General features: G+C 67.2%; 29 protein-coding genes. 24 read left to right on the forward strand and 5 right to left on the reverse strand.

From position 1 onward, the window contains the following. Positions 1 to 39: 39 nt before the first annotated feature. Positions 40 to 2,199 carry a methyl-accepting chemotaxis protein gene (locus WV31_RS19720; RefSeq protein WP_085375132.1) on the forward strand — a complete coding sequence of 720 codons (2,160 nt, stop codon included), beginning with the start codon at positions 40 to 42 and terminating at the stop codon, positions 2,197 to 2,199. 9 nt (positions 2,200 to 2,208) lie between these two features. Here the strand turns inward: WV31_RS19720 and WV31_RS19725 are convergent, their stop codons facing one another. Further along, complete coding sequence (locus tag WV31_RS19725; protein ID WP_085375133.1) at positions 2,209 to 3,372, reverse strand: hypothetical protein; 1,164 nt, start codon at positions 3,370 to 3,372, stop codon at positions 2,209 to 2,211. 265 nt (positions 3,373 to 3,637) lie between these two features. On the opposite strand from WV31_RS19725, the gene rpsF reads away from it, so the two are divergent. The 19 genes from rpsF to WV31_RS19820 all read left to right on the forward strand — a co-directional run bounded on the left by rpsF (position 3,638) and on the right by WV31_RS19820 (position 19,560). Further along, positions 3,638 to 4,072 (forward strand): 30S ribosomal protein S6, encoded by a 435-nt coding sequence (gene rpsF / locus WV31_RS19730; RefSeq protein WP_085375134.1) that lies wholly within the window; start codon positions 3,638 to 3,640, stop codon positions 4,070 to 4,072. Beyond that, on the forward strand, positions 4,072 to 4,344 hold the full coding sequence (gene rpsR, locus WV31_RS19735; RefSeq protein ID WP_068434148.1) for a 30S ribosomal protein S18: 273 nt from the start codon (positions 4,072 to 4,074) through the stop codon (positions 4,342 to 4,344). The genes rpsF and rpsR overlap by 1 nt, the downstream gene beginning before the upstream one ends. 109 nt (positions 4,345 to 4,453) lie before the next feature. Next, complete coding sequence (locus WV31_RS19740; protein ID WP_085375135.1) at positions 4,454 to 5,320, forward strand: DUF2232 domain-containing protein; 867 nt, start codon at positions 4,454 to 4,456, stop codon at positions 5,318 to 5,320. 1 nt (position 5,321) lies between these two features. Then, a complete protein-coding gene (gene rplI / locus WV31_RS19745) occupies positions 5,322 to 5,879 on the forward strand; it encodes a 50S ribosomal protein L9 (RefSeq protein WP_085375136.1) in 558 nt (185 codons plus the stop codon). Positions 5,880 to 6,131: 252 nt separating this feature from the next. Further along, entirely contained in the window at positions 6,132 to 7,649 is a 1,518-nt protein-coding gene (locus WV31_RS19750; RefSeq protein ID WP_085375696.1) for a replicative DNA helicase, read from the forward strand. 135 nt (positions 7,650 to 7,784) lie between these two features. Continuing rightward, positions 7,785 to 8,084: a GIY-YIG nuclease family protein gene (locus WV31_RS19755; protein WP_085375137.1), complete on the forward strand. Its 300-nt coding sequence runs from the start codon at positions 7,785 to 7,787 to the stop codon at positions 8,082 to 8,084. Between the two features lie 121 nt (positions 8,085 to 8,205). Next, positions 8,206 to 9,321: an alanine racemase gene (alr, locus tag WV31_RS19760; protein WP_085375138.1), complete on the forward strand. Its 1,116-nt coding sequence runs from the start codon at positions 8,206 to 8,208 to the stop codon at positions 9,319 to 9,321. Further along, positions 9,321 to 10,097, forward strand: a complete 777-nt coding sequence (locus tag WV31_RS19765; RefSeq protein WP_085375139.1) for an MlaE family ABC transporter permease — start codon at positions 9,321 to 9,323, stop codon at positions 10,095 to 10,097. Before alr ends, WV31_RS19765 begins: the two co-directional genes overlap by 1 nt. A 4-nt stretch (positions 10,098 to 10,101) precedes the next feature. Further along, the gene (locus WV31_RS19770; protein ID WP_085375140.1) at positions 10,102 to 10,878 is read left to right on the forward strand and encodes an ABC transporter ATP-binding protein; all 777 of its coding nucleotides are present in this window, start codon (positions 10,102 to 10,104) and stop codon (positions 10,876 to 10,878) included. Positions 10,879 to 10,883: 5 nt separating this feature from the next. After that, a complete protein-coding gene (locus tag WV31_RS19775) occupies positions 10,884 to 11,234 on the forward strand; it encodes a hypothetical protein (RefSeq protein WP_085375141.1) in 351 nt (116 codons plus the stop codon). A gap of 93 nt (positions 11,235 to 11,327) precedes the next feature. Next, positions 11,328 to 11,603, forward strand: a complete 276-nt coding sequence (locus WV31_RS19780) for a hypothetical protein (RefSeq protein WP_145980923.1) — start codon at positions 11,328 to 11,330, stop codon at positions 11,601 to 11,603. Between the two features lie 8 nt (positions 11,604 to 11,611). Continuing rightward, positions 11,612 to 12,994 carry a DNA repair protein RadA gene (radA, locus tag WV31_RS19785; RefSeq protein WP_085375143.1) on the forward strand — a complete coding sequence of 461 codons (1,383 nt, stop codon included), beginning with the start codon at positions 11,612 to 11,614 and terminating at the stop codon, positions 12,992 to 12,994. A gap of 20 nt (positions 12,995 to 13,014) precedes the next feature. After that, entirely contained in the window at positions 13,015 to 13,728 is a 714-nt protein-coding gene (locus tag WV31_RS19790; protein ID WP_085375144.1) for a CvpA family protein, read from the forward strand. Positions 13,729 to 13,768: 40 nt separating this feature from the next. Continuing rightward, a complete protein-coding gene (purF, locus tag WV31_RS19795) occupies positions 13,769 to 15,229 on the forward strand; it encodes an amidophosphoribosyltransferase (RefSeq protein WP_085375145.1) in 1,461 nt (486 codons plus the stop codon). Continuing rightward, complete coding sequence (locus WV31_RS19800; RefSeq protein WP_085375146.1) at positions 15,229 to 15,948, forward strand: SDR family NAD(P)-dependent oxidoreductase; 720 nt, start codon at positions 15,229 to 15,231, stop codon at positions 15,946 to 15,948. Before purF ends, WV31_RS19800 begins: the two co-directional genes overlap by 1 nt. Positions 15,949 to 16,233: 285 nt before the next feature. Beyond that, positions 16,234 to 17,460, forward strand: a complete 1,227-nt coding sequence (locus tag WV31_RS19805; protein WP_237051391.1) for a hypothetical protein — start codon at positions 16,234 to 16,236, stop codon at positions 17,458 to 17,460. After that, positions 17,460 to 17,921, forward strand: a complete 462-nt coding sequence (locus WV31_RS19810) for a VOC family protein (protein WP_085375148.1) — start codon at positions 17,460 to 17,462, stop codon at positions 17,919 to 17,921. Before WV31_RS19805 ends, WV31_RS19810 begins: the two co-directional genes overlap by 1 nt. After that, positions 17,921 to 18,448, forward strand: a complete 528-nt coding sequence (locus tag WV31_RS19815; RefSeq protein ID WP_085375149.1) for an O-acetyl-ADP-ribose deacetylase — start codon at positions 17,921 to 17,923, stop codon at positions 18,446 to 18,448. The genes WV31_RS19810 and WV31_RS19815 overlap by 1 nt, the downstream gene beginning before the upstream one ends. Positions 18,449 to 18,531: 83 nt before the next feature. Then, positions 18,532 to 19,560 carry an IS110 family transposase gene (locus tag WV31_RS19820; RefSeq protein WP_011383386.1) on the forward strand — a complete coding sequence of 343 codons (1,029 nt, stop codon included), beginning with the start codon at positions 18,532 to 18,534 and terminating at the stop codon, positions 19,558 to 19,560. 362 nt (positions 19,561 to 19,922) lie between these two features. Here WV31_RS19820 and WV31_RS19825 read toward each other — a convergent pair whose 3' ends face one another. Next, complete coding sequence (locus tag WV31_RS19825) at positions 19,923 to 20,714, reverse strand: trypsin-like serine peptidase (protein WP_085375150.1); 792 nt, start codon at positions 20,712 to 20,714, stop codon at positions 19,923 to 19,925. Then, positions 20,711 to 21,691, reverse strand: a complete 981-nt coding sequence (locus WV31_RS19830; protein ID WP_085375151.1) for a mitochondrial fission ELM1 family protein — start codon at positions 21,689 to 21,691, stop codon at positions 20,711 to 20,713. The genes WV31_RS19825 and WV31_RS19830 overlap by 4 nt, the downstream gene beginning before the upstream one ends. Positions 21,692 to 21,808: 117 nt before the next feature. Here WV31_RS19830 and WV31_RS19835 point away from each other — a divergent pair, with 117 nt between their 5' ends. Together WV31_RS19835 and radC are read left to right on the forward strand one after the other, a co-directional pair. Further along, a complete protein-coding gene (locus tag WV31_RS19835; RefSeq protein WP_085375152.1) occupies positions 21,809 to 22,345 on the forward strand; it encodes a hypothetical protein in 537 nt (178 codons plus the stop codon). Beyond that, positions 22,342 to 23,055, forward strand: coding sequence for a RadC family protein (gene radC / locus WV31_RS19840; RefSeq protein WP_085375153.1), 714 nt, complete (start codon positions 22,342 to 22,344; stop codon positions 23,053 to 23,055). Before WV31_RS19835 ends, radC begins: the two co-directional genes overlap by 4 nt. Position 23,056: 1 nt before the next feature. Here the strand turns inward: radC and WV31_RS19845 are convergent, their stop codons facing one another. Beyond that, positions 23,057 to 23,476: a DUF4395 family protein gene (locus WV31_RS19845; RefSeq protein ID WP_085375154.1), complete on the reverse strand. Its 420-nt coding sequence runs from the start codon at positions 23,474 to 23,476 to the stop codon at positions 23,057 to 23,059. A 57-nt stretch (positions 23,477 to 23,533) separates the two neighbouring features. Continuing rightward, positions 23,534 to 24,160, reverse strand: coding sequence for a formyltransferase family protein (locus tag WV31_RS19850; RefSeq protein WP_085375155.1), 627 nt, complete (start codon positions 24,158 to 24,160; stop codon positions 23,534 to 23,536). Positions 24,161 to 24,264: 104 nt separating this feature from the next. Here WV31_RS19850 and WV31_RS19855 point away from each other — a divergent pair, with 104 nt between their 5' ends. Continuing rightward, on the forward strand, positions 24,265 to 24,855 hold the full coding sequence (locus tag WV31_RS19855) for an anthranilate synthase component II (protein ID WP_085375156.1): 591 nt from the start codon (positions 24,265 to 24,267) through the stop codon (positions 24,853 to 24,855). Next, the gene (gene trpD, locus WV31_RS19860) at positions 24,855 to 25,886 is read left to right on the forward strand and encodes an anthranilate phosphoribosyltransferase (protein ID WP_085375157.1); all 1,032 of its coding nucleotides are present in this window, start codon (positions 24,855 to 24,857) and stop codon (positions 25,884 to 25,886) included. Before WV31_RS19855 ends, trpD begins: the two co-directional genes overlap by 1 nt. The last annotated feature ends 1 nt before the right edge of the window (position 25,887 follow it).

Raw genomic sequence — 25,887 nt, forward strand, 5'->3', positions numbered from 1 at the left:
GGCTTGCCCGAAAGGCCCTATCCAGCGGGGGGAGACGCCATGATCGCGGCAATGATGTCCAATCTGAAGATCGGCCAACGCGTGTGGCTGGCCATCCTGCTTCCGGCCCTGGCGGCGGTGATTTCCGCCACCCTCATCGACATGGCCAAGTTCCGCGAGATGGAAAAGGCGGAACGCACCGGACGGCTGGCGGGACTGACCATGGAAATCAGCGCGGCGGTGCATGAGCTTCAGAAGGAGCGCGGCCTGTCCTCGGCCTTCGCCGCGTCCAAGGGCGCCCGCATGGGCACCGAGCGGACCAGGCAGCTGGACGCCACCAATCCCCGCCTCAAGACCCTGGGCGACGCCATGGCCGGACTGGGCGGCGGCGTCGGGGAGGAACTGGCCTGGAGCATCGACAAGGCCGGGCGCGAACTGGCCGGGCTGGCTGCGCTGCGCACCGGGGTGGAGCGCCTGGACATTACCGGGCCGCAGTCCGTTTCCCGCTATTCGGTGCTGATCGAATCCCTGCTGGGGGTGGCGGAAAAACTGACCGCCACCGAAACCGACCAGGACACCGGCAACCTGATCGCCGCCTATCTGGAGCTGATGCGCGCCAAGGAAAGCGCCGGCATCGAGCGCGCCACCGGGGCCAGCGGCCTTGCCGTGGGCATGGACGAGGCCGTCCGCCAGCGCATCGCCGCCCTGGCCGCCGTGCAGGATACCCATGTGCGGGCCTACGCGGTCCGCGCCACGCCGTCGCAGCGCCGGGCCCTGCAGACGGTGCTGGAGACCCCGGCCTCGGCCGAATTCGCCGCCTTCCGCAAGCAGGTGCTGGAGGCCAATGCCGGCGAACTCACCTCGGAACGCTGGTTCGCCGCCGCCACCCGGCGCATCGACCTGATGAAGGGCGTCGAGGATTCCCTGGCCGCCGACCTTTCCGCCGGCATCGGCGCCATCCGGGCCAATGCCGCCCGCTCGGCCGCCGCCATCACCGCCGCCCTGGTCCTTGCCCTGGTGACGGGCGCCTTGATCGTGGTGACCTTGACCCGCTCCATCACCCGCCCGGTGGCCAACCTGACCGGCGCCATGCTGCGTCTCGCCGACCGCGATCTCGCCGTCGAGGTGGATGGCGGCGAGCGCCGGGACGAGATCGGCGCCATGGCCCGTGCCGTCGCGGTGTTCAAGGACAACGCCATCGCCGTGGCCCGCATGGAGGCCGAACAGGAACGCCTGCGCGACCAGGCCGAGGCCGAGCGCCGCGCCGCCCTTCAGGCCATGGCCGAAACCATCGAGACCGAGACGGGACAGGTGGTCGCCAAGGTCGAGGACGGCAGCCGCAAGGCGGTCGGAGCCGCAGAGGAGATGGCCGCCTCGGCGCTGCGGGTGGAGGACAATTCCCAGCGCGTCGCCGCCGCCGCCGAGCAGAGCCTGGCCAACGCCCAGACCATGGCGGGCGCCGCCGAGGAGCTGACCTCGTCCATCCGCGAGATCTCGGCCCAGGTATCGTCGTCGTCGACCCTGGTGGCCGAGGCGGTGGTGGCCGCCGGCGACGCCGACCAGACGGTGGCGACCCTGCTCGACTCGGTGGCCCGCATCGACGGCGTGGTGGCCATGATCGCCGCCATCGCCGGCCAGACCCGGCTGCTGGCGCTTAACGCCACCATCGAATCGGCCCGCGCCGGCGAGGCGGGCAAGGGCTTCGCGGTGGTGGCCTCCGAGGTTAAGCGCCTGGCCGACCAGACCGGCGGCCAGACCGAGGAGATCGCCGCCCGCATCGAGGAACTGAAGACCATGGCCGCCCATGTGGGCGAGGCCATCGCCGCCACCGTCCAGGTAATCCGCAAGGTCGAGGCCATCGCCGGCTCGGTGGCGGCCGCCGTGGAGGAACAGGACGCTGCCACCAAGGAGATCGCCCGCAACGTCACCCAATCGGCCGAGGCGGCGCGCGAGGTCACCGAGCGCATCATCCTGGTGGCCGACGAGGCGCGGCGCAGCGGCGCCGAGGCCAGCGCCGTCACCTCGCTGCTGGCCGGCATGGCGGCCCAGGTGGGCGAGCTGGGCCAGGTGCTGAACCGGGTGGTGCGCACCGCCGCCCCCGAGGTGGACCGCCGCCACGAGCCGCGCTTAGGTCCGCAGGCGCGGCTCGCGGCTCCGGCGGAGCGAACGGCGGAGGCCTCCGCCCCCGCCGTCATGAACGCGGCCTTGCAGCCAGCCTGATGGCGGCCGTCAACCCGCCAGACAGCTGCGGAGCCGGGTGAACAGGGCCGGAGGCATCTTCTCGATGAAGCTGACGAACACCCCGCCCAGGGTGTTGGCCTTGACCTGCGAGCACCAGAAATCCACTGTCGCCTCGTTGGTGCCCACCGCGTGCAGGCCGAGGATCATCTTCTTGCTGTTGGCGGAACCGATGGCTTTCAGGGTGTCGTTGATCATGTTGGGAATGAAGGTTTCGTATGGCAATCCGCCCGGCCCCCGGACGCAGCCCGGGGCGGGACTGGTGGCCGAGCAGAACTCCGATCCCCAGAACGCCATGGCGGCGTAATAGGTGGGTGCCGGCTGCACCTGGGCCAGCCAGCCTTTGTCCACATCGGTGAGATAGGTGATGATGCTGGTCTTGCCCTGGGTGGCAAGCCCCTGGACGGTGGCGTTGATCTTGGCCTGATCCATGGGGCATTCCCTGTCGATATCGACGCCGCCCCAACGGCCACCGCCGGCATTGACCACCGCATCCACGTTCCAGTTGTCGGAATTGCAGCCATCGCCGCCCAGAACATAGGTCAGCACCTTGGCGGCGTTGGCCAGGGCGGCCGGCGGACCGTCATTGGCATTGCGCTGGCCCGGACTGTTGCACGGTCCGTTGCGCAGGCTGGAAACGCAGGTGATGTAGCCGAGATTGAGGATATCCAGCTGTCCGGTCGAAGCGGGCAACGGCGTATTCCATCCGTCGTCGCCCACCCAGCCGCCGAGGATGTATTTGCCCGCCGGACCGGGAGGCGTCGGGCCGGGCGGCGTGGGGGCCGGCCCGGTCGAGCATTCGCCCGTCCCCGGATTGACGTTGAAGTTGATGGGGGCGTAATCGGTGCGATAGTCGGTCAGGCCCTTGCAGACGGTCTTTCCCGCCACCTGCGCCCAGATCGCCTGCGTGTTGCAGCTGCCCAGGGCGCCGCTGGTGACGTAAGCGGACTGACCGGCGGCGATGGAGCCGTAATCAACGGTGCCGCCGTTGCCGCAGACCAGGGTATAGGCTCCCGGTTGGAACAGGCCGGTAATGGTGACGTCGCCGGGATTGGTCCCGGTTCCCGCGATCGCGCCCGCCATCGCCTGCGATACCGGCAGAATCATCCCGAAGGCCATGATCCAGGCCCCCATTTCCCGTACGATGCCGTTCATGCCATCCCCTCCCATTGCGCCGGAATTGGCGCCGCATCAATTTTTACGTATTTTCTGCAAGTTTCAACCCGCTTTAATTGTATACATCGCGGGACGCCGGTTTCAGGCGGGCAAATCCCGTCCGCTCATCCGCTTGCATCCCGATTCGATTTGTGTATAGTGCGCCCCTTCCAACCCTTGCCGGCATCCCGAAAGGGGGTGTCGGCTATGCCTGTTCGTCCATCGGGGGCGATATGGGAAGAGAAAAGCCGTAAGGGGTTTTACAATGTCGTTGTACGAATGCGTGTTCATCGCGCGCCAGGATATTTCCACCCCGCAGGTGGAAGCCCTGACCGAAGAACTCTCCAACATCATCACCCAGGGCGGCGGCTCGGTCTCCAAGAAGGAGTACTGGGGCCTGCGCAACATCGCCTACCGGGTGAAGAAGAATCGCAAGGGCCACTACGTCCTGCTGAACATCGATGCGCCGTCGGCCGCCGTCAAGGAGATGGAGCGCCAGATGTCGATCAATGAGGACGTGCTGCGCACGTTGACCATCCGCGTCGAGGAACTCGAAGAGGGTCCGTCGGCCATGATGCAGTCCAAGTCCCGCGACGACCGTCCGCGTCGTGGCGAGGGCGATGACCGCCCCCGCCGTGACGACCGCGAGGATCGTCCGCGCCGCGACCGTGAACCCCGCCGTATGGAAGGAGGCGAATAATGACCGAGGTCAAGACCGAGCGTCCCCGCCCCGCCGCTGGCGGCGCCCCCCGTCGTCCGTTCTTCCGCCGCCGCAAGACCTGCCCGTTCTCGGGCGAGGGCGCGCCGAAGATCGATTACAAGGACATCAAGCTGCTGTCGCGGTTCATCTCCGAGCGCGGCAAGATCGTCCCCTCTCGCATCACCGCGGTGTCTGCCAAGAAGCAGCGTGAACTGGCCCAGGCCATCAAGCGCGCCCGCTTCCTGGGCCTGCTGCCCTACGTGGTGAAGTGAGTTTAGGTTCGGCCAGGTCGCCGTGACCGGGTCGTTTGGCGTTCCGCTGGCGGCAGGATTGGTGTCTTCACTCCTGTTCCTGTCGCTGGCAAAAGGCTTTGCCGCCGGGATGCTGCTCTCTTACCTGGCGCCCCTGCCTGTGATGATGGTGGGGTTGTATCGGGGAAACGGAGCAGCCTTGGGGGCGGGTCTGGCCGCGATGGCCGCCGTGGCGCTGACGGCGGGTGGGTTCGCCCCCCTGCCCTTCGCCGTGGCGGTCTTGCTGCCGAGCCTGGTGGTGGTCCATCGGGCGCTGTTGTGGCGAAGCAACGCCGACAACAGCGTCGAATGGTATCCGCCGGGCCTGGTGCTGGGCTGGCTGACCGGAATCGGGTTGGCGCTGATCGTGATCGGCGCCCTTCTGGTTCCGGACCGACCGGACGGCGTGGAGAGCGGCGGGCTGCAGTTCTGGGTGACCGACACCATCGGCCGCACCCTGGAAATGGTGGCTCCCAACCTCACCAGCGAACAGCGCAAGGCTGTCGCCGACTGGTGGGTGCCGTTCTTCCCGGCCATGGTCGCCAGTTCGTGGTTGGTGATGGCGGTGGTGAACGCCGTGGCGGCCCAGGGGTTCCTGGTCCGGCTCGGCAGGAACCGGCGGCCCACCCCGTCCTATCGGGAGCTCGAGCTTCCGCTGTGGCTGGGGGTGGTGCTGGCGGCCGCGGCGGCAACCGGGGCGATGGCCGAGGGCGACCTTGGCTATGTGGCCCGCAGCGCGGTGGTGGTGACGCTGATACCGTTCGCCCTGTTGGGGCTTGCGACGGTGCACGGATGGGCCGCTGGCCGGCCTAACGCGAGGATGTATCTCGCGGCGATGTACGGAGGTCTGTTCCTGGCCTCGGCTTGGGCGTTCATACCCGTGGCCGGCCTGGGACTGGTGAGGTTCATGACGAGATTCCGCCGCGCCGAGTCAAGCGGCGGCGGCAAGGAGGAATAAGATGGAAGTCATTCTGCTCGAGCGAATCGAGAAGCTGGGCCAGATGGGCGACGTGGTCAACGTCAAGCCCGGCTTCGCCCGCAATTTTCTGCTGCCCCAGAAGAAGGCGCTGCGCGCCTCCAAGGATAACTTGGCCTTCTTCGAGAAGCAGCGCGTCCAGCTCGAGGCCCTGAACCTCAAGCGTCGCGAGGAAGCCCAGGCCGTGGCCGACAAGATGGCCGGCCTGTCGGTGCTGATGGTGCGTCAGGCGGGCGAGAGCGGCATGCTCTACGGCTCGGTGTCGGGCAAGGATGTGGCCGACGCCGTGAAGGCCGCCGGCTTCACCATAGAGCGCCGCATGGTCAACCTGGACCAGCCGATCAAGACGCTCGGCTCCTACGGCGTGCGCATCTCGCTGCATCCGGAAGTGTCGGTGACGGTGACCATCAACGTGGCCCGCTCCGCCGAAGAGGCCGAGCGCGCCGCCGCTGCCGCCGCCGCCGCCGAGGCTGAGGAAGCCGAGGCTCCGGCCGAGGAAGAGGCTGTCGCCGAGGTCGCCGAGGAAGCCACCGAGGCCTAAGGGTCCCGGCATCTTTCGAAAGGACGGCGGTCGGACGTTTCGGTCCGGCCGCCGTTTTCTTTTGCGGCACAAGAATTCGTCATCCCGGAAACCCGCCAGGGTTATCCGGGATCCATGCCGGGAAATGGCACCATGGATCCCGGATCTCGGCGTTGCCTCGTCCGGGATGACGACATCGCGACAGGTTACCCCCGATATCCCCGTTATCCACAGGGGGCCGATGAGCGAGCCTTCTGATAGACTATGGCGGTCATGAACTCATTTCCCCCCGACCATCCCGCCGCCCCCGCCGAGGGAATCGGCTTTCGCGTTCCGCCCCATAATTACGAGGCGGAGCAGGCGCTGCTGGGCGCCATCCTGCTGTCCAACCGCGCCTATGAGCGGGTGTCGGAGTTCCTCAAGCCCGAGCACTTCGCCGACCCGGTGCATGGGCGCATCTTCGCCACCTGCGGCAAGCTGATCGAGCGCGGCCAGATGGCCAACCCGGTGACGCTGAAGACCTATTTCGAGAATGACGGCGGCCTGGCCGAGATCGGCGGCACCAACTACCTGGCCCAGTTGGCCAATTCCGTGGTCTCGGTGATCAACGCCGAGGATTACGGCAAGCTGATCTTCGACCTGCATCTGCGCCGCGCCCTGATCGGCATGGGCGAGGACATGGTCAACGACGCCTTTTCCGCCGATCTCGACACCCCCGCCATGGACCAGATCGGCAAGGCCGAGGCCAAGCTGTACGATCTGGCCACCACCGGCCAGACCGAGGGCGGGTTCGAGGATTTCAAGACCGTCCTGGTGGGCGCCATCGCCAACGCCGAGGCCGCCCACAAGCGCCAGGGCAAGCTGTCGGGCGTGCCCACCGGCCTGATCGACATGGACGGCAAGCTGGGCGGCCTGCATGATTCCGACCTGATCATCCTGGCCGGCCGCCCCTCCATGGGCAAGACCGCGCTGGCCACCAACATCGCCTTCAACGCCGCCTATGCCTACAAGGAAGAGGTGGACGCCCTGGGGCGCAAGAAGGGCGTCGACGGCGCCATCACCGCCTTCTTCTCCCTGGAAATGTCGTCGGAGCAGCTGGCCGCCCGTATCCTGGCCGAGCAGGCGGAGATCAACAGCCACAAGATCCGCCAGGGCGAGATGTCCAACGAGGAGTTCGAGCGCCTGGTGGTGGCGGCCCAGAACCTGCACCGCCTGCCGCTGTTCATCGACGACACCCCGGCGCTGTCCATCTCGGCGGTGCGCACCCGTGCCCGGCGATTGCAGCGCCAGCACGGCCTGGGCCTGATCGTCATCGACTACCTGCAACTGCTGAGGGGCTCGTCCTCGTCGTCCGAGAACCGCGTGCAGGAAGTCTCGGAGATCACCCGCGGCCTGAAAGCGCTGGCCAAGGAGCTGTCGGTGCCGGTGATCGCGCTGTCCCAGTTGTCGCGCGCCGTCGAGCAGCGCGAGGACAAACGGCCCCAGCTGGCCGATCTGCGCGAATCCGGCTCCATCGAACAGGACGCCGACGTGGTGATGTTCGTGTTCCGCGAACAGTACTACCTGGAACGCGCCGAGCCCGGCCAGCGGCCAGAGGAATCCCAGGAAAAATTCAACGAGCGCCACGCCAAGTGGATGCAGCGCTGCGAAGAGGTCTACAACACCGCCGAGGTGATCATCGCCAAGCAGCGTCACGGCCCCGTGGGCACCGTGCGCCTCGCCTTCCACGGCGAGTTCACCAAATTCGGCAACCTGGCCAAAACCGACCATTACGAGGACCCGGGCTTCTGAGGCCGAGCGCCATGACACGGTTTCTCGAACCTAAGGCCACCGTCATTCCGGGCGTAGCGAAGCGCAGACCCGGAATCCACGGGAGTGGCTGCACCATGGCCCCCGGCTCGCGCTTCGCTTGGCCGGGGTGACGGTATGAGCGAACCGAAGCGACCGGTCGTCTATATTCTCGCCAGTGGCAGACTTGGCACGCTTTACGTTGGTGTCACCAGCAATTTGACCAGTAGGATATGGGAGCACAAGAATGATGTTGCCGACGGCTTCACGAAGCGGTACGGGGTTCATGCTCTGGTATGGCTCGAGTTCCACGATACCATGATTTCGGCCATCGAACGCGAGAAGCAGCTGAAGAAGTGGCGCCGAGCCTGGAAAATCGCTCTCATCGAGAAGGACAATCCCCATTGGTGCGATCTCTATCCGGGCCTGATACTTTGACGGAGCTCCGTCACTCCGGACAAGCGCAAGCACGAACCGGAATCCAAATGACCGCCATCTCCATGGATTCCGGGTTCTCGCTAACGCTCGCCCCGGAATGACGAAACCGTAGGACGCCCCGATGACCGACCTGTCCCGCGCCACCGCCCTGCTGACCATCGACGTGGCGGCCATCGTCGCCAACTGGAAGCGGCTGTCCGCCCTGGTGGCGCCGGCCGAGGCGTCGGCCGTGGTCAAGGCCGATTGCTACGGCTTGGGGGTGGAGCACATCGCCCCCGCCTTGTTCGCCGCCGGATGCCGGTCGTTCTTCGTCGCCTGCGTGGACGAGGGCATCGTGCTGCGCCGCATCGTGCCCGGCGCGGTGATCCATGTGCTGAGCGGCCCCACCGGCGGCGACGAGGCTGAATTCGCCGTCCACAACCTGATTCCGGTGCTGAACTCGCTCGCCCAGATCACCGGCTGGGCCAGCTTCGCCAAGAAGGGCAGCGGTGCGCCCGCCGTGGCCATCCACATCGATACCGGCATGAACCGCCTGGGCCTGTCCGAGCCCGAGTTGGAGCGTCTGGCCGCCAAGCCCGAGATTCTGGCCGCCATGCGCCCCATCCTGGTCATGAGCCACCTGGCCTGCGCCGACGACAGCGATTCGCCCATGAACGCCAAACAATTGACCTCGTTGCGCCGGCTGGCCTCGCATCTGCCAGCCCTGCCCCAGTCCATGGCGGCCTCCTCGGGTATCTTCCTGGGACGGGGCTTTCACCTCGCCATGGTCCGCCCGGGCGCCGCGCTCTATGGCCTCAATCCCATGCCGGGTCGCCCCAATCCCATGAGCCAAGTGGTTAAACTGCAAGGAAAAATCCTTCAGGTCCGTGACGTTGACAGCCCTATGACCGTTGGCTATGGTGCCACCCACCGCGTCGAGGGAAAGCGCAGGCTGGCGGTCGTGGCGGTGGGCTATGCCGACGGCTGGTTCCGCTCCCTCTCGAATCGCGGGCATGGGATGATCGGGGGGATGAAGGTGCCGGTGGTCGGACGGGTTTCCATGGATTTGACCACCTTCGACGTCACCGACGTCCCGGTGGAGCACGCCCATCCCGGCGGGCTGATCGAATTGATCGGCCCCGGCCATGGCGCCGACCACGTGGCGGCCGAGGCCGACACCATCGGCTACGAGGTCCTGACCGCCCTGGGCCGCCGCCATCACCGCCGCTGGACCGGCACCGAGGGGGCGACGGCGTAATGTTCAATTTCCTCGCCACTGTCGGCCGGGTGTTCCTGGCGTTCCTGGCCCATGTGGGCCGGCTGTCGGCCTTCACCGCCATGGCGGTGTCGCACACCATCCGCCCGCCCTTCTATCCCCGCCTGATCCTGCGCGAGATCATCGAGATCGGCTATTTCTCGCTGCCCGTGGTGGGGCTGACCGCCATCTTCTCGGGCATGGTGCTGGCGCTGCAAAGCTATACCGGCTTCGCCCGCTTCTCGGCCGAGGGCGCCGTCGCCACCGTGGTGGTGCTGTCCATGACCCGCGAGTTGGGCCCCGTGCTGGCCGGCCTGATGGTGGCTGGACGCATCGGCGCCTCCATGGCCGCCGAGATCGGCACCATGCGCGTCACCGAGCAGATCGACGCCCTGACCACGCTGTCGACCAATCCCTTCAAGTATCTGGTGGCGCCGCGCATTCTGGCCGGCACCCTGATGCTGCCCTTCCTGGTGCTGATCGCCGACATCATCGGCGTGTTCGGCGGCTATATCGTCGGCGTCTACAAGCTGGGCTTCAACTCGGCCACCTACATCTCGCGCACCTGGGAGTTCCTGGAACCGCTGGACGTCATCTCCGGGCTGACCAAGGCCGCCGTGTTCGGCTTCCTGATCACCCTGATGGGCTGCTACAACGGCTACTACTCCAAGGGCGGCGCCCAGGGCGTGGGCGCGGCCACCACCAACGCGGTGGTGTCGGCGGCCATCATGATCCTGGTGTTCAACTACCTCATCACCGCCATGTTCTTCGGGAAGTGACGCCATGAGCACCCAACCTCCCAAGATCGAACTTACCGGCGTTCACAAGGCCTTCGGCCCCAAGGTGGTGCTGGACGGTATCGACCTTTCCGTCGCCCGGGGCGAATCCGTGGTGGTGATCGGAGGCTCCGGCACCGGCAAGTCGGTGATGCTGAAATGCATCCTGGGCCTGTTGCGTCCTGAAACCGGCTCCATCAGGATCGACGGCGAGGAAGTGGTCGGCATGGGGCCCAAGGACCGCGACCGCATCATGACCAAGTTCGGCATGCTGTTCCAGGGCGGCGCCCTGTTCGACTCGCTGAAGGTCTGGGAAAACGTCGCCTTCGGCCTGATCCAGGGCCGCAAGATGGAGCGGGCCAAGGCCCGCGACATCGCCATCGAGAAGCTGGCCCAGGTGGGCCTTGCCGCCTCCACCGGCGACCTGTCGCCGTCGGAGCTGTCGGGCGGCATGCAAAAGCGCGTGTCCCTGGCCCGCGCCATCGCCACCAACCCGGAAATTATCTTCTTCGACGAACCCACCACTGGCCTTGATCCCATCATGGCCGACGTGATCAACGACCTGATCGTCAAGTGCTGCAAGGAAGTGGGTGCCACGGCGCTGTCCATCACCCACGACATGGCCTCGGCCCGCAAGATCTCCGACCGCATCGCCATGCTCTACAAGGGCCGCCTGATCTGGGTCGGCCCAGCCAAGGACATCGACCAGTCCGGCAACGAATACGTCGATCAGTTCATCCACGGCCGCGCCGTGGGGCCGATTACGATGGAATTGCGGGCGTAGGGGAAATGGACGCAGCCAGCGGAATTCTGGCTGAGTTGCTTGCCATCGGCGGAGGAATCATGGCGATCCGGCGGCATGATGGGAAAAATCCCCTTGATCGGCCAGCCTTCTCCTTCAAGATTTTAGCCGTCCTTCTCCTCCTGCTTGTGTCCGCCTTTCTGATGCCTCCCAATCCGGCAGGCTGGTACATAGGGGCCGCAGTTCATGTGGTGATGACTGCGGCGCTCGCGTATTGGGGCGCTGGGCGTCTATACGATATCGGGACGTCGAAATGGCTTGCCATGATTGCTACGATCCCAGTTATCGGCGTTGCGTTCTCCATCGGGCTTATCATTCCCCGCAGCAAACGGCGCTGAGCCGCCGAACCTATACGAGCGAGGGAGATCAAGCACACGCTTGTTCCCCTCACGTTCTCATGCTATGGTGCGCAGGGTGATATGGAGTGGGTCATGGCCGAGGTGGACAATTCCGCGCTTTTCCAGCTGTTGGGCAGTGTCGCCGCCGATGTGCGGGAGATGAAAACCGACATGCGTGGAATGAAGAGCGACATGCAGCAGGTCAAGACGACACTGTCCGAGCATGACTACCGCTTCGGGGAACTGCGTCAGGCGCTGACCGAATACCATTCCTCCGTCCTCGGCCACGGGGTGCTGATCAGCGAGATGGAAGACCGCATTCGCCGCATCGAACGCCATCTCGGCCTACCTCCCGCCGCCGCCGAGTAAGCTCTCCCTTGGCCAAATCCCCCTCCTCCCAGTTCGTCTGCCAGGAATGCGGCGCCGTCACCCGCAAATGGGCGGGCAAGTGCGAATCCTGCGGCGCCTGGAACTCCATCACCGAGGAGGCGGCGCGCGAAGAGGTGCCCAAGGGCCTGTCGGGGGGCAAGGGCAAGCGCATCGAGTTCGTCGGCCTGGAAGGCAATGCCGAGCCGCTGTCGCGCTGGCTGACCGGTATCGGCGAGCTGGACCGGGTGTGCGGCGGCGGGCTGGTGCCCGGCTCGTGCCTGCTGGTGGGCGGCGATCCCGGCATCGGCAAGTCCACGCTTTTGCTCCAGGCCACGGCGCGCCTCTCGGCCCAGGTCTCTGTCGCCTACATCTCGGGCGAGGAGGCGGTGGATCAGGTGCGCATGCGCGCCGCCCGCCTGGGCTATGCCAAGGCCAAGGTGGCGCTGGCCTCGGCCGGGTCGTTGCGCGACATCCTGGCCTCGCTGGACGGCCCCGACGCGCCCCAGGTGGTGGTGATCGATTCCATCCAGACCGTCTATGCCGACAACATCGAATCGGCGCCGGGCACCGTCAGTCAGGTGCGCGCCTGCGCCGCCGAGCTGATCCGGCTGGCCAAGCGCCGGGGCTTCGTCCTGTTCCTGGTGGGCCACGTCACCAAGGAGGGCACCATCGCCGGCCCCCGGGTGCTGGAGCACATGGTCGATACCGTATTGTATTTCGAGGGCGACCGGGGCCATCAGTTCCGCATCCTGCGCGCCGTGAAGAACCGCTTCGGCGCCACCGACGAAATCGGGGTGTTCGAGATGACCGAGGGCGGGCTGTCCGAGGTGGCCAACCCGTCCGCCCTGTTCCTGGCCGAGCGGCGCGGCAACGTGTCGGGCTCGTGCGTCTTCGCCGGCATGGAGGGCACCCGGCCCATGCTGGTGGAAATCCAGGCCCTGGTGGCGCCCAGCTCGCTGTCTTCGCCGCGGCGCGCCGTGGTCGGCTGGGACACCAACCGCCTGTCCATGGTGCTGGCGGTGCTCGATGCCCGCTGTGGGCTTGCTTTGTCGGGCAATGACGTTTATTTGAACGTCGCCGGAGGATTGCGGATCGCCGAGCCGGCCGCCGACCTTGCCGTCGCCGCGGCCCTGGTGTCGTCCGCATCCGACGTGCCCGTTCCCGCCGACATGGTCGTGTTCGGCGAGATCGGGCTGTCCGGCGAGGTCCGGGCGGTGGCCCAGGCCGACACCCGCCTGAAGGAAGCCGCCAAGCTGGGCTTCGACCAGGCGCTGGTGCCGGCCCGGCCGCGTAAGGACAAGGGCGGAGGGATAGCCGGCGCGGGGTCGCCGCTCGCCATCCGCTCCATCGGGCATTTGCAGGACGTGCTTGGGCTGTTCAAGCACGATTGACACCCTAACTGGACGAGGAAATGGGGAACCTCAACATCACCGCCGTTGACGTTGTGGTCGCCGTGGTGCTGCTCGGCTCGGCGGGATTCGCCTTCCTGCGCGGCTTCGTGCAGGAGGTGCTGTCCATCACCTCGTGGGTGGGCGCGGTGTTCGCCGCCCTCTACGGCTTTCCCCACGCCCAGCCGTTCTTCCGCGCCCAGATCGGCAGCGCCCTGGTGGCCGACGTCGCCGCCGGCGCCACCTTGTTCCTGGTCACCCTGCTGGCGCTCTCGCTGCTGACCAAGCGGGTGTCGGACACGGTGCGGAAAAGCGCCCTCAACTCGGTGGATTCGTCGCTGGGCTTCGTGTTCGGACTGGCGCGCGGCGCCGTGCTGGTGTCGCTGGCCTACATGTCGGCGGCCTGGCTGTTCGACGGCCCCGAACAACAGCCCGACTGGCTGGCCCAAAGCCGGTCGCGCCCCTGGCTGATGCGCGGCGCCGACATGCTGCAGAATCTGGCGCCCGCCGGGCTGGGCAAGGCGGAAGGCAAGACGCGCGAAGCCTCGGCCGAGGCCCGCCAGATGATGGAAGCCGAGAAGACCTTCCAGAAATTCGTTTCGCCGCAACCGGCCGCGCCGTCGGCCCGCCCCGCCCCCGACGCCAAGGGCAAGGCCGATTCCAAGGCCAAGTCCGATCAAAGCTACGACAGTGAAAGCCGTACCCAGATGGAACGGCTGATCCGCAGCAATCAATAGCGCCATCCTCACCAGCACCGAACCGCCAGGACGCAATCCCATGCTGACCACCGACCCCTTCGACGACGATCATCTCCGCGAGGAATGCGGTGTGTTCGGCATCTTCGGCCATCCCGAAGCCGCCGCCCACGTGGCGCTGGGGCTGCACGCCCTGCAGCATCGCGGCCAGGAGGCGGCGGGCATCGTCGCCTTCGACGGGGCCCACTTCCACAACCACCGCGGCCTCGGCCACGTGGAGGACAATTTCGGCAACGCCTCGGTGATCGGCAAGCTGAAGGGCGCCCATGCGGTGGGGCATGTGCGCTACTCCACCACCGGCGAGACCCTGCTGCGCAACGTCCAGCCGCTGTTCGCCGAGATGGAGTTCGGCGGACTGGCGCTGGGCCATAACGGCAACCTGACCAACGCCATGGCGCTGCGCCGCCAGCTGGTGCGGCGCGGCTGCCTGTTCCAGTCGACCACCGACACCGAGGTGATCATCCACCTGATCGCCATCAGCCTGTATTCCACCGTCGAGGACCGCCTGATCGACGCGCTGCGCCAGATCGAGGGGGCCTATTCCCTGGTGGCCGCCACCAAGGATGCCGTCTTCGGCGTGCGCGACCCGCTGGGCATCCGCCCGCTGTGCCTGGGCCGCCTGGACAAGGCGTGGATCCTGGCCTCCGAATCCTGCGCGCTGGACATCATCGGCGCCGAGTTCGTCCGCGACGTGGAGCCGGGCGAGATCGTGGTGCTGTCGGCCGACGGCATCCGCTCGGTCAAGCCCTTCGTCAAGCGCCCCTCGCGCTTCTGCATCTTCGAGTACATCTACTTCGCCCGCCCCGATTCCGTGGTGGAAGGCACCAGCGTCTACGAGGCCAGGAAGCGCATCGGCAGCGAACTGGCCCGCGAAAGCCTGGTGGCGGCCGACGTGGTGGTGCCGGTGCCCGATTCGGGCGTTCCCGCCGCCATCGGCTTCGCCGCCGAGGCCGGCATTCCCTTCGAGCTGGGCATCATCCGCAATCACTATGTGGGCCGCACCTTCATCCAGCCGACCGACAACATCCGCCACACCGGCGTCAAGATGAAGCACAACGCCAACCGCCCCATGCTGGCGGGCAAGCGCGTCATCCTGGTCGACGATTCCATCGTGCGCGGCACCACCAGCCGCAAGATCGTCGAGATGGTGCGCCAGGCCGGCGCCACCGAGGTCCACATGCGGATCTCCAGCCCGCCGACCACCCATTCCTGCTATTTCGGCATCGACACGCCCGAGCGCGAGAAGCTGCTGGCGGCGCGCTACGACGTGGACGGCATGGCCAAGCTGATCGGCGTGGATTCCCTGGCCTTCATCTCCATCGACGGCCTGTACCGGGCGGTGGGCGAACAGGGCCGCAACGGCGCCGAGCCGCAATTCTGTGATGCCTGCTTCACCGGCGATTATCCCGTCGATCCCACCGACTACAACAGCGCCAAGTCGGATACCAAGCAGCTTTCCCTGCTGACCGAGGACACCCACTGATGGCCGGATTGCTCGACGGACGCGTGGCGCTGGTCACCGGCGCCTCGCGCGGGATCGGCGCGGCCGTGGCGCGGCGCTTCGCCGCCGAGGGAGCCGAGATCGTCGCCGTCGCCCGCACCCAGGGCGCGCTCGAGGAACTGGACGACGATATCCGGGCCAAGGGCGGCAAGCCGCTGGTGCTGGTGCCGGAAGACCTTTGCAAGCCGGGCCTGATCGAGCAGGTGGCGGCGGCCATCTTCCAGCGCTTCGGTCGCCTGGACATCCTGGTGGGCAATGCCGGCGCCATCGGCGGTGGCCTGACCCCCGTCGCCCATCACGCCCCCGACGACTGGGACGAGGCCTTCGCCGTCAACGTCACCGCCAACTGGCGGCTGATCCGCGCCTGCGACCCGCTGCTGCGCATGGCGCCCTCGGGCCGCGCCGTGTTCACCACGTCCGCCCAGGCCGGCGGGGCCGAGCCGTTCTGGGGCGCCTACGCCGCATCCAAGGCGGCACTGGAGACCATGGTCCGCACCTGGGCCGCCGAGATCGCCACCGTCACGGCGGTGAAGGCCAATCTGCTGGACCCCGGCGTGGTCGCCACCCGGCTGCGCACCATCGCCTTTCCCGGCGAGGACCAGTCCAAATTGGCGCAACCGGATGATGTGTCCGGGGCTTTTCTCGACCTTTGCCTGCCCGGCTCCACCCGCCATGGCGAGGTGGTGCGGATTATTCCGTAAGGTCTAGTCCGTACGCCCCATCCACCCGCCGTCACATTCGGTCACGCCACCGATGGAACGGACTTGCGCGTGTGCCCGGTCATGAGCTATCCCCATGGGGTTGGGGTCTGATTGAGGCCGCCCAGGGGGACGGCCTCGCTTACGACGTTTGGGAAGGGGCGGCCGTAATAGGCCGGCGAAAGGCGCATGACGGGTCCGGATCCGCGAGAGGGGGCAAAGACCTTCGAAACGAAGGTCGCCAGTCTCATTGCGGCCACGCGCCACCTTGAAATCCCCCAGATCCTCATGCTCCGCCGCATGACCATGAAGGACCCGGAAGCGCGCAAGTGGGCCAACGAGAAGCAGCTCAACGTGGTGTTCTCGGTGATCCTCACCAAGTCCATCGAGCGCTACGGCATGCCCAGGCTGAAGGAAGCGCGCGAACGCAACTTCCAGGCCCTGCTGCCGCCCGGCGACGGCAAGGAAGAGGACCTGCGGGTCCTGGCCGACATCGCCATGCAGATGCTGGGCCCGCCCCAGATGACCGAGGCGGAAAGCGCCCAGGCCGGGTTCCAGGCCCTGCTGGCCCGCGGCGCCGTCGCCGCCCCCACCCGCACCATCCGCGCCCAGGCGCCGGTGCGCGAACCGCCGCCGCTGTTCGCCGCCCAGCTGGGTTCGGCCGGCGACCGCATGGGCAAGATGATGCCCAAGTTCCAGGCTCCCCTGCCCGGCGCCCCCACCAGCGGCGGCAACGAACCGGACAAGCCGTTCACCGATTTCCCGACGCTGTTCGACGACACCATCTTCGCCTACACCGAAAAGGTCCTCAGCATCTTCCGCATCACCCAGCCATCCAGGGGCATCCGGCTGCCGTTCCTGCTGGCGCCCGAGTTCGGCGTGGTCTACCGCGAGGTGCTGAGCAAGTTCATCCTGCCGCAGATGCGGTCGACCCGCCACATGCAGACCCTGGCCCACAGCTACAACTGGGCCGAGGTGGGCGGCGAGAAGCTGATCGAGATCATGCAGGGCAGCGAGGTCAACAATCCCATCCTGCACAATTGGGACGCCCGCTGGGCCTCGTTCCGCACCGGCAAGACGGCCAAGGGCAAGAAACCGCCGCCGCAAAAGCCCGAGGACAACCCCTGGCCCCTGCTGCGCGAGGATGCGACGCGGGCCAATTACGAGCCGCCCAACGAGGACAACCTGATCCTGCTGCAGGATCTGATCCGCTTCGAGGCCGATGTGATGGCCAAGTGCTGGCGCGAGTTGACCCAGCTCTACACCCAGGAATTCTCCCCCTCGGGCCGCATGGACCAGGCGCGCGAGGGCGCCTTCCGCGACGGCCTGATGAAATGGACCGCCAAGCTGCCCGATTACGTGGGCGAGCATCTGGCCATGAAGGCCCATTTCGAGTTCGACCGCCTGGACGCCACCTGGATGCGCAAGCTGCTGGCCAATTTCGGCCGCACCGATTCCGAGCGGCGGCGCAACGCTCCCTTCCTCACCGAATTCGTGCTGCAGCTGGGCGGCTGATGGCTCTGCTGGGCCACGACCACGTCAACGTGGTGGTCACCGACATGGAGCGGTCCATCCGCTTCTACGCCACCCTGCTCGGCCTTGGCATCGTCATGGACCGCCCGCTGGAGGGTGAGTGGTTCGAACGGGTGACCGGCCTGGAGGACGCCCGGGCGCGCTGCGTCATCCTGGCCGCCCCGGACGGAAGCTGCCGCGTCGAACTGCTGCAATTCGAAAGCCCGGAAACGGCCCAGGCCGCCCTGCCCTCCACCCCCGGCCTGCGCCACGTGGCCTTGCGGGTGGCCGACCTGGACCATTGCCTCGCCGTTCTGGCGGAGCGGTTCGGCCAGACGGCCACCGCCGTCGAGGTGCCCAAGGACATCGTCCGCGGCGGCAAGCGCATGTGCTATGTTCGCGATCCCGATGGCGCCATCATCGAATTGTGCCAGTACGGACTGGAGCAGCCGGAGTTCCGCTGATGCCGGAATCCAGAATGCGGATCGTCGAAGCCGACATCACCCGCCTGGAGGTGGACGCCATCGTCAACGCGGCCAATTCCTCCCTGCTGGGCGGCGGCGGAGTGGACGGGGCCATCCACCGGGCGGCCGGCCCGCAATTGCTGGAGGCCTGCCGGGCCTTGGGCGGCTGCTCTACCGGCGACGCCAGGATCACCCCGGGTTTCCGCCTGCCCGCCCGCTGGGTGATCCATGCGGTGGGACCGGTATGGAAGGGTGGCGGCCAGGGCGAGCCCGCCCTGCTGGCATCGTGCTACCGCCGTTCGCTGGAATTGGCGGTGGAAGCCGGGGCGCGCAGTCTGGCGTTCCCGGCCATCTCCACCGGCATCTACGGCTACCCCAAGGACGAGGCCGCCCGCATCGCCGTCGCCACGGTCCGCGCCTTCCTGGCCGAAAGAGATACCCTGGATCAGGTGGTGTTCTGCTGTTTCGCCCCCGACAGCGCCGAGGCCCACCGCAACGCGCTTCAGAGTATCGTGCGTCAAATATAATGGGGTGGACGGCCCCTGCTCACCGGCGTCGCAATGCGCCAAGATGGTGGTTGTCGAGACACACCATTTGAAGGGGGCCGTCCATGACCGAGGTTAGCACGATTGGTTTTGATCTGGCGAAGCGGGTTTTCCAGGTCCACGGGGTCGATGGCGACGGTGCCGTGACGATCCGGCGGCAGTTGCGCCGCTCCGAGGTCGTGACGTTCTTCGCCAAGCTGTCGCCCTGCGTGGTGGGGATGGAGGCGTGCGCCTCAGCCCATTATTGGGCGCGGACGCTGGCCAAACTGGGGCATGAGGTGCGCCTGATCCCGCCCTCGCGGGTCAAGCCCTATGTCAAGCGAGGACGGAAGAACGACGCAGCCGACGCTGCGGCGATCGCCGAGGCGGTGACACGGCCGCACATGGAGTTCGTGCCGGTCAAGAGCGAGGAGGCGCAAGCGGTGCTGATGCTCCATCGCACCCGCCGCCTGTTGGTGACCCAGCGCACCATGCTCGGCAATGCGCTGCGGTCGCATTTTGCCGAATACGGCATCATCGAACCGGAGGGGCAAGGTGGGCTGGCAAGGCTGGTCGTCTGTGCGCTGGACGCACCGGATGCGGCATTGCCTCAGGCGGCTCGTGAAGCCATGGCGATGCTGGCCGCGCATGTGCGCGAGATCGACTCCAAGATCGATGCGCTGGATCACGAAATCCTGAGATGGCACCGTAACGACGCCGACAGCCAGAGGGTCGCCTCCATTCCCGGCATCGGCCCGCTGATCGCCAGCGCCATCGTTGCCGCCATGGGCGATCCCAAGCGCTTCAAGACGGGGCGAGACTTCGCCGCCTGGCTGGGGCTGGTGCCATCGCAGAATTCCACCGGTGGCAAAACCGTGCTGGGGCCGATCACCAAGGCTGGGGACCGCTATCTGCGGTCGCTCCTGGTGGTCGGCGCCACCGGCACTTTATGGCGGCGGCGCAAAGAGCAAGGCACATGGCTGGCGGGCATGATGGCGCGGGGTAAGACGGCACGGCAGATCTCCGTCGCCCTGGCCAACAAGATGGCGCGCACCGCCTGGGCCATCCTCGCCAAGGGTGGCCTCTATCACGAACCGGCAGCACAGGCCGCCTGAGAAAGAGCGCGAGGAACAACCAGTTGCGAGGGCGATGAAAGCGTGATGGCGACCGGTCAATCCAAGGAACGGCAAAACCCAGCGTACGTCATGGCCGCCAAGGTCGTAAATCTGATCGGGAGCCGTTTCACGGATCACATCATGGCCAGCGGTCAGAGTGCCGCGCAAACAGGCCGGACACATGACTGCACCCGACCGGAGCGTCAGCGCGAAAAAATCTCCTTGCAACGCAGGGGCTGTCCACACATGACGCACGATACTCCCGTTTTATGCTTCCCCCTCGCCGGGCGCGGCCTTCCGGCCGCTTGGCCGCCGCCTCAATGGCGGCTGATAGCGATATGCGCCAGATTTGGCGCATATCGCTATCTCAGCGACTGACCCAGGTCCAGACTGGCGGGCCGCGAAGCCGACCCCGCCCGGGTGGCCTTTCCCGCTCCCAGGCGCTCCGCCAGCGGCCGCAGGGCGTCCCCCCCCGCCGCCACCCCAGCCTCGCCCTGCGACGGGATCACCGCCACGTTGACCGCCACCAGACGCAGCCCGCCCTCGCTCCAGCCGAACACCGGACCGCCCGATTCCCCCTGCACCGCGTCGCAATCATGGATGAACACGCCGGGCAGGGCCTGGCGGGTCAGGCGGCATCCCACATGGGCCAGCGGCACCTGCGCCTTGTCGCGGCCATAGCCGGCCACGGCGACCTTCATGCCCACCTGGGAGGTTCCCAGCGCGACCCAGCCGATTTCGTCGCCCAGCGGCTCCTCCAGCTCCATCAGCGCCCAGTCGTCGGCACGGCTGGCCAGCCCCCGCTCCTGCCCGTCCAGCACCCAATTGGGCGCGGCGTGCACCATGGTCACCTTGGAGGCGCGCAGATACTCGCCCCGATCCCAGCCGGCCACGAAGGTGAAGGACGAAGCAGGAAAAGGTTTCTGCGTCCGGCGGTTCCAAAGGCAATGGGCGGCGGTGGCGATCAGCCTCGGCCCGATCAGGGTGGCGCTGCAATGGCCGTTGAAGAAGTTGAGCCGTCCCATGGCGCTCCACGGGAATTCCCGCGCCTCCATGCGCAGCCGCTGGTCCTCGCCCTTGATGCCGTGCAACTGGCGCGGCTCGGCGCCGGCGGGGGCGGCAAGCAGCATCAGCACGACCGCCAGCCGTCTCATGGCAGCAGGCGCTCGGCGATGACGCGGGCCACCTCCTGGGCGGCGTTGAGGCGGGGACGCTCCCAGCCCGCCAGCCCGGCGGCGCCGTCCAGCGGCCGGGCCAGGCCGGCCCGGTAGAGCTGGGCATGCAGGCGGGCGTGCTTGGGCGCCGCCCAGCCTTCGGGGGCCCAGATGAACACCGGCGCCGCCGAGGCGCAGGCCTCGCAGCACATGGAGACCGAATCGCCGGTGACGATGACGGCATCGGCCAGGGCCAGGAAGCCGAAATAGGGATTGTCGCCGCCTTGGGAGAACAGGTGCAGCCAGCGGGGCTCGGGCAGCCCGGCGGCCAGGGCCGCCTCCTGCTCCGCCCCGGTGCGGCGGCTGGTGGTCAGCAGCAGCGAGCCGCCCTGGCCCGCGGCCAGCCGGGCGGCGCTTTCGCCCAAGGTCCGGGCCATCTCCACCGGAAAGGGACGGTTCTTGGTGGCCCCGCCGACGATCACCGCCACCCAGGGCCGCGGCAGAGAAGCGAAGGCCGGACGCCATTTCTCCGCCTCGGCAGCCAGACGTTCGGGCGTCACCCGGTGGGGCGCGCCCAGCACCTCCAGCACGTTGCCGCCGGGCTTGGGGCAATCGTGGGCGGGCGAGACGATCAGGTCGAAATCGCCCCGGCCGGGAAAGCCGGGGTCCATGATCTGCACCAGCCGCGCCCCGCACTGGCGCTTGATCCAGCGGGCGACGGGAGCGGTGCGCCGCCCGGCGGCGATGACCACACGCGGCCAGGGCGCGCACAGCGCCGCCCGGCTCTCAGGGGCGATTCCGGTCAGTCCGGCGCCCCGCAAGGCGTTAGGCAGGCGGGCCAGCCGGTCGTAGGCGATGGTCTTGACGGTAAAGGGCTGCGCAAGCGCCTCGGCGACGCCCAGGCATTGGGCGACGTTGCCGGCCCGGTCGTCGGCCAGCACCCAGATTTCACCCGCTTCATTGCTCCTTGCGTTCATGGCGACAAGCTCCGCCAATACGAAAGCGTTTGCAAGACCTCCCGTCGTATTTGTGGACTGTTAACCCGTTACCCCCTATATTTGGACCAATCCTTTCGTGCTCGGGACAGGCCGCCCATGTTCGCCGACAACACATTGACCCCAAAGGAAGCCGTGCGGCTTTGCGCGCTGGGCACCATCGCGTCCCGGCCCATGCGCTACAGCGAACTGGCCGGGTCGGTGCGGCACTTCACCAGCCGGATCATGGGACCCAGCCTCGAGCTGATGGGCATTTCCATCGAGCTGCTGCGCTATGAAGGGCTGGTGGAAGCCACCGACGGCCAGGGCATGGAAGACGATTCCATGCTGACCATCTCGGCGGCGGGACGGCGCGAGTTGCAGACCCTGCTGACCGCAAGGCTGCGCCCAGGCTCGGACCTCTCCAAGCTGGTGGTGGCGCTGAAGATGCGCTTCCTCGACCTGCTGGAGGCTGACGAGCGGGCCCACCAGATCGATCTGCTGATCGAAGGCGCCGACAGCGAACTGGCCCGCCTGACCGATCTTCGCGGCAGCGATGGCGAGGGCGGCAGCGCGCTGGCGGCGTGGCTGGACCACGACATCGCCCTGCTGGAAAGCCGCCTGGCCTGGCTGGAAGACTTCCGCGCCCGTCTGTGACCGCCGACCTCCCCCTTCCCGGCCTGGCCGAAGCCCCTGAGAAACCTGATCACAAGGGCCACCGGGAGCGCCTGCGCAACCGCTTCATCGAGGCGCCCGAGGCCCTGCCCGACTATGAATTGCTGGAATTGCTGCTGGGCGCGGCCATTCCGCAAAAGGACACCAAGCCGCTGGCCAAGGCGCTGATCAAACGCTTCGGCAGCTTCGCCGACGTGATCACCGCCGACGTGGAGGATCTCAAGACCGTTGACGGCATCAAGGACGTGGCCGCCGCCACCCTGAAAGTGGTGCGTGAGGCCGCCATCCGTCTGGCCCGCGCCCCGGTGATCAACGCCTCGGTGATTTCCAGTTGGGAGGTGCTGCTGGATTACTGCCGCACCGCCATGAACACCCTGCCTACCGAGCAGTTCCGCCTGCTGTTCCTTGACCGCAAGAACACCCTGATCGCCGACGAGGTGCAGCAGACCGGTACCGTGGACCACACCCCCCTTTACCCGCGCGAGGTGGTCAAGCGCGCCCTGGCGCTCCACGCTTCCGCCATCATCATGGTCCACAACCACCCCAGCGGCGACCCCAAGCCGTCCAGGGCCGACATCGACATGACCCGCGCGGTCAAGGACGCCCTGAACGCCGTGGGGATTCAGCTCCACGACCACGTGGTGGTGGGGCGCAAGGGCCACGCCAGCTTCAAGGCCATGGGCCTTCTTTAGGTCAGGCGGCCCGCAGCTTGTACCACAGCCCATAGGCCCAGCAGGCGGCGCAGAAGCCGGTGGCCAGATCCACGAAGGCGAAGATCAGGATGGCGGTGGCGGGAATGGCACCGATCTCGGAGCCCATCAGCCACGACACCGCCATGACGGCACCGGCGATGGCGGCGATCTTGTCGGCGAACATCTTGGAGCCGGCATTGACCGGATGCTTCCAGCCCAGCCGGTCGGTAAGCGCCGCGAACAGGCGGTAGGACAGGCACTTGTGCGGCGAGACGAACCCCCGCAGCGCCCCGCCGACCGCCAGCACCAACGCTACCCACCGGTACGGCGTGAACAGGTAGAGGGCCGCGATGGAAAAGCTCATACCCGCCTGAAAGCGATAGGCGTTGGAGCAGACCGGGGCGATATCGAAGCGGAGCATGGGAGTTATCCGAAGGCAATTTCGATATCACTTATATAAGCATATTCTAATTATGCGTCAAGAGGACCCGCTTCCGAACGCCCTCGCCCTTCTCCGCCTCTCCTCCTCGGACGCCTCTTCCGGCACCCGGGCCAGCTCCGCGAAAAGCTTGCGGGTGCATTTGCGTGTTCCCCATTTCAGCGGCAGGCGCGGCGGCTTCAGGGGCGAGACCAGCGCCTCGGCCCAGCGCTCGAACAGCCGCAGGCAGGCGGCATAGGCCAGGCTCTCCAGCCCTTGCAGATCGCACAGGGCGGGAACGGCGAAGCTTTCCACGTCGCAGATGGTCCCGGAATCCACCCGCTCCGTCATTTCATGCAAGGTGGCGCCGAACTGGGCCACTCCGTCGTACAGCGCGAAGGCGGCGGGGCACCAGCCGGGATAGTCGGGCGGGCCGGGATGAAAATTGAAGGCGCCGTATCCCAGGCGCTGCAGAATCCCGGCGGGGACGATCTCGGGGAACACGAAGGTTAGCAGCCGGGCGGTTTCCAAGGTGTCGGGCAGGTCCCGGACCGCACCGGCGGCCACCACCTGGACGCCCGGCTCGGCGCGGCGCAGCGCCTCGGCCAGCACCGGGCGTTCAGTCTCTCCCGCCAGAAGAAGGATGGTGTCGAGCATGGCGTCCCGGCCCTCAGGTTTCGCCGCCATGCTAACCTGCCTGCGGAATCCGTCAAACGGCGTGTGCCAAGCTTGACGCGCCAAGGCCGCCTCTGCATTCTTCCGCCTTCGGAATTCCTTAAGGCGCGACGCCGATGTTCCTCCTCGTGGATAACTACGACAGCTTCACCTACAACCTCTGGCACTATCTCGGCGAGCTGGGGGCCGAGGTGGTGGTGAAGCGCAACGACGCCGTCACCGTCGATCAGGTGCTGGCCATGGGGCCCCAGGGCATCGTCATCTCGCCCGGTCCCTGTGATCCCGACAAGGCGGGCATCTGCCTGGAGCTGATCGAGCGCGCCGCCGGCAAGATTCCGCTGTTCGGCGTCTGCCTCGGGCATCAGGCCATCGGCCAGGCCTTCGGCGGCAAGGTGGTACGCGCGCCCAAGCCCATGCACGGCAAGGTCGACAGCATCGAGCACGACGGTACCGGCGTGTTCAAGGGCCTGCCCAGCCCCTTCCGCGCCACCCGCTACCACTCGCTGGTGGTCGAGAAGGAAAGCTTCCCCGATTGCCTGCACGCCTCGGCCTGGACCGCCGATGGGCTGGTGATGGGCCTCGTCCACAAGCAGCTGCCCATCTGGGGCGTCCAGTTCCATCCCGAAAGCATCGAGACCGAGCACGGCCACGCCATGCTGCGCAACTTCATCGACTTCACCAAGACCCGCACCGGACAGGCCGCCTGATGAACACCACCCTCGCCCTGATGAAGGAAATCCTGGGCCGCGTCGCCGCCGGCGCCACCCTGTCCGAGGCCCAGGCCGAGGAAGTGTTCGAGATCATCATGTCGGGCGATGCCACACCGGCCCAGATCGGCGGATTGCTGATGGGGCTTCGGGTCCGGGGCGAGACGGTGGAGGAAATCACCGGCGCGGCACGCATCATGCGGGCCAAGGCGCTGAAGATCGAGGCGCCCTCCGGCGCCGTGGACATCGTCGGCACCGGCGGCGACGAAGCCGGAACCTACAACATCTCCACCGCCGCCTCCTTCGTGGTGGCCGCCTGCGGCGTGCCGGTGGCCAAGCACGGCAACCGGGCGGTGTCGTCCAAGTCGGGCGCCTCCGACGTTCTGACCGCCTTAGGCGTCAATATCGACGCCGATTTCGCCCTGGTGCGCGAAACCCTGTGGAACAACAAGGTGGGCTTCCTGATGGCGCCGCGCCACCACAACGCCATGCGCCACGTGGCCGGCCCGCGCGGCGAGCTGGGGACGCGCACCATCTTCAACCTGCTGGGACCGCTGGCCAATCCGGCCGGGGCCACCCGCCAGGTGGTGGGCGTGTTCGCCGAACGCTGGGTCGAGCCGCTGGCCCGCGTGCTGGGCCGCCTGGGGGCCGAGCACGCCTGGGTGGTCCACGGCTCCGACGGGCTGGACGAGCTGACCACCACCGGCCCCACCAAGGTGGCCGAGTACAAGGGCGGCGACGTCCGCCTGTTCACCGTCAAGCCGGAGGATGCGGGCCTCAAGCGCGCCGCGCCCGCCGATTTGAAGGGCGGCGACGCAGCCGCCAATGCCGCCGCGCTCAAGCGCCTGCTCAAGGGGGAGCAGGGCGCCTACCGCGATATCGTCGTCCTGAACTCGGCCGCCGCCCTGATGGTGGCCGGCAAGGTCGATTCCTTGAGCGACGGCGCCCGCGCCGCGGAACAGGCCATCGATCGGGGCGAGGCCGAAGCCGTGCTGGAGCGCATGATCGCCATCACCAACCGGACTCCCTGAC

It is taken from the genome of Magnetospirillum sp. ME-1, from assembly GCF_002105535.1.
In the GTDB taxonomy this organism is placed as follows: domain Bacteria; phylum Pseudomonadota; class Alphaproteobacteria; order Rhodospirillales; family Magnetospirillaceae; genus Phaeospirillum.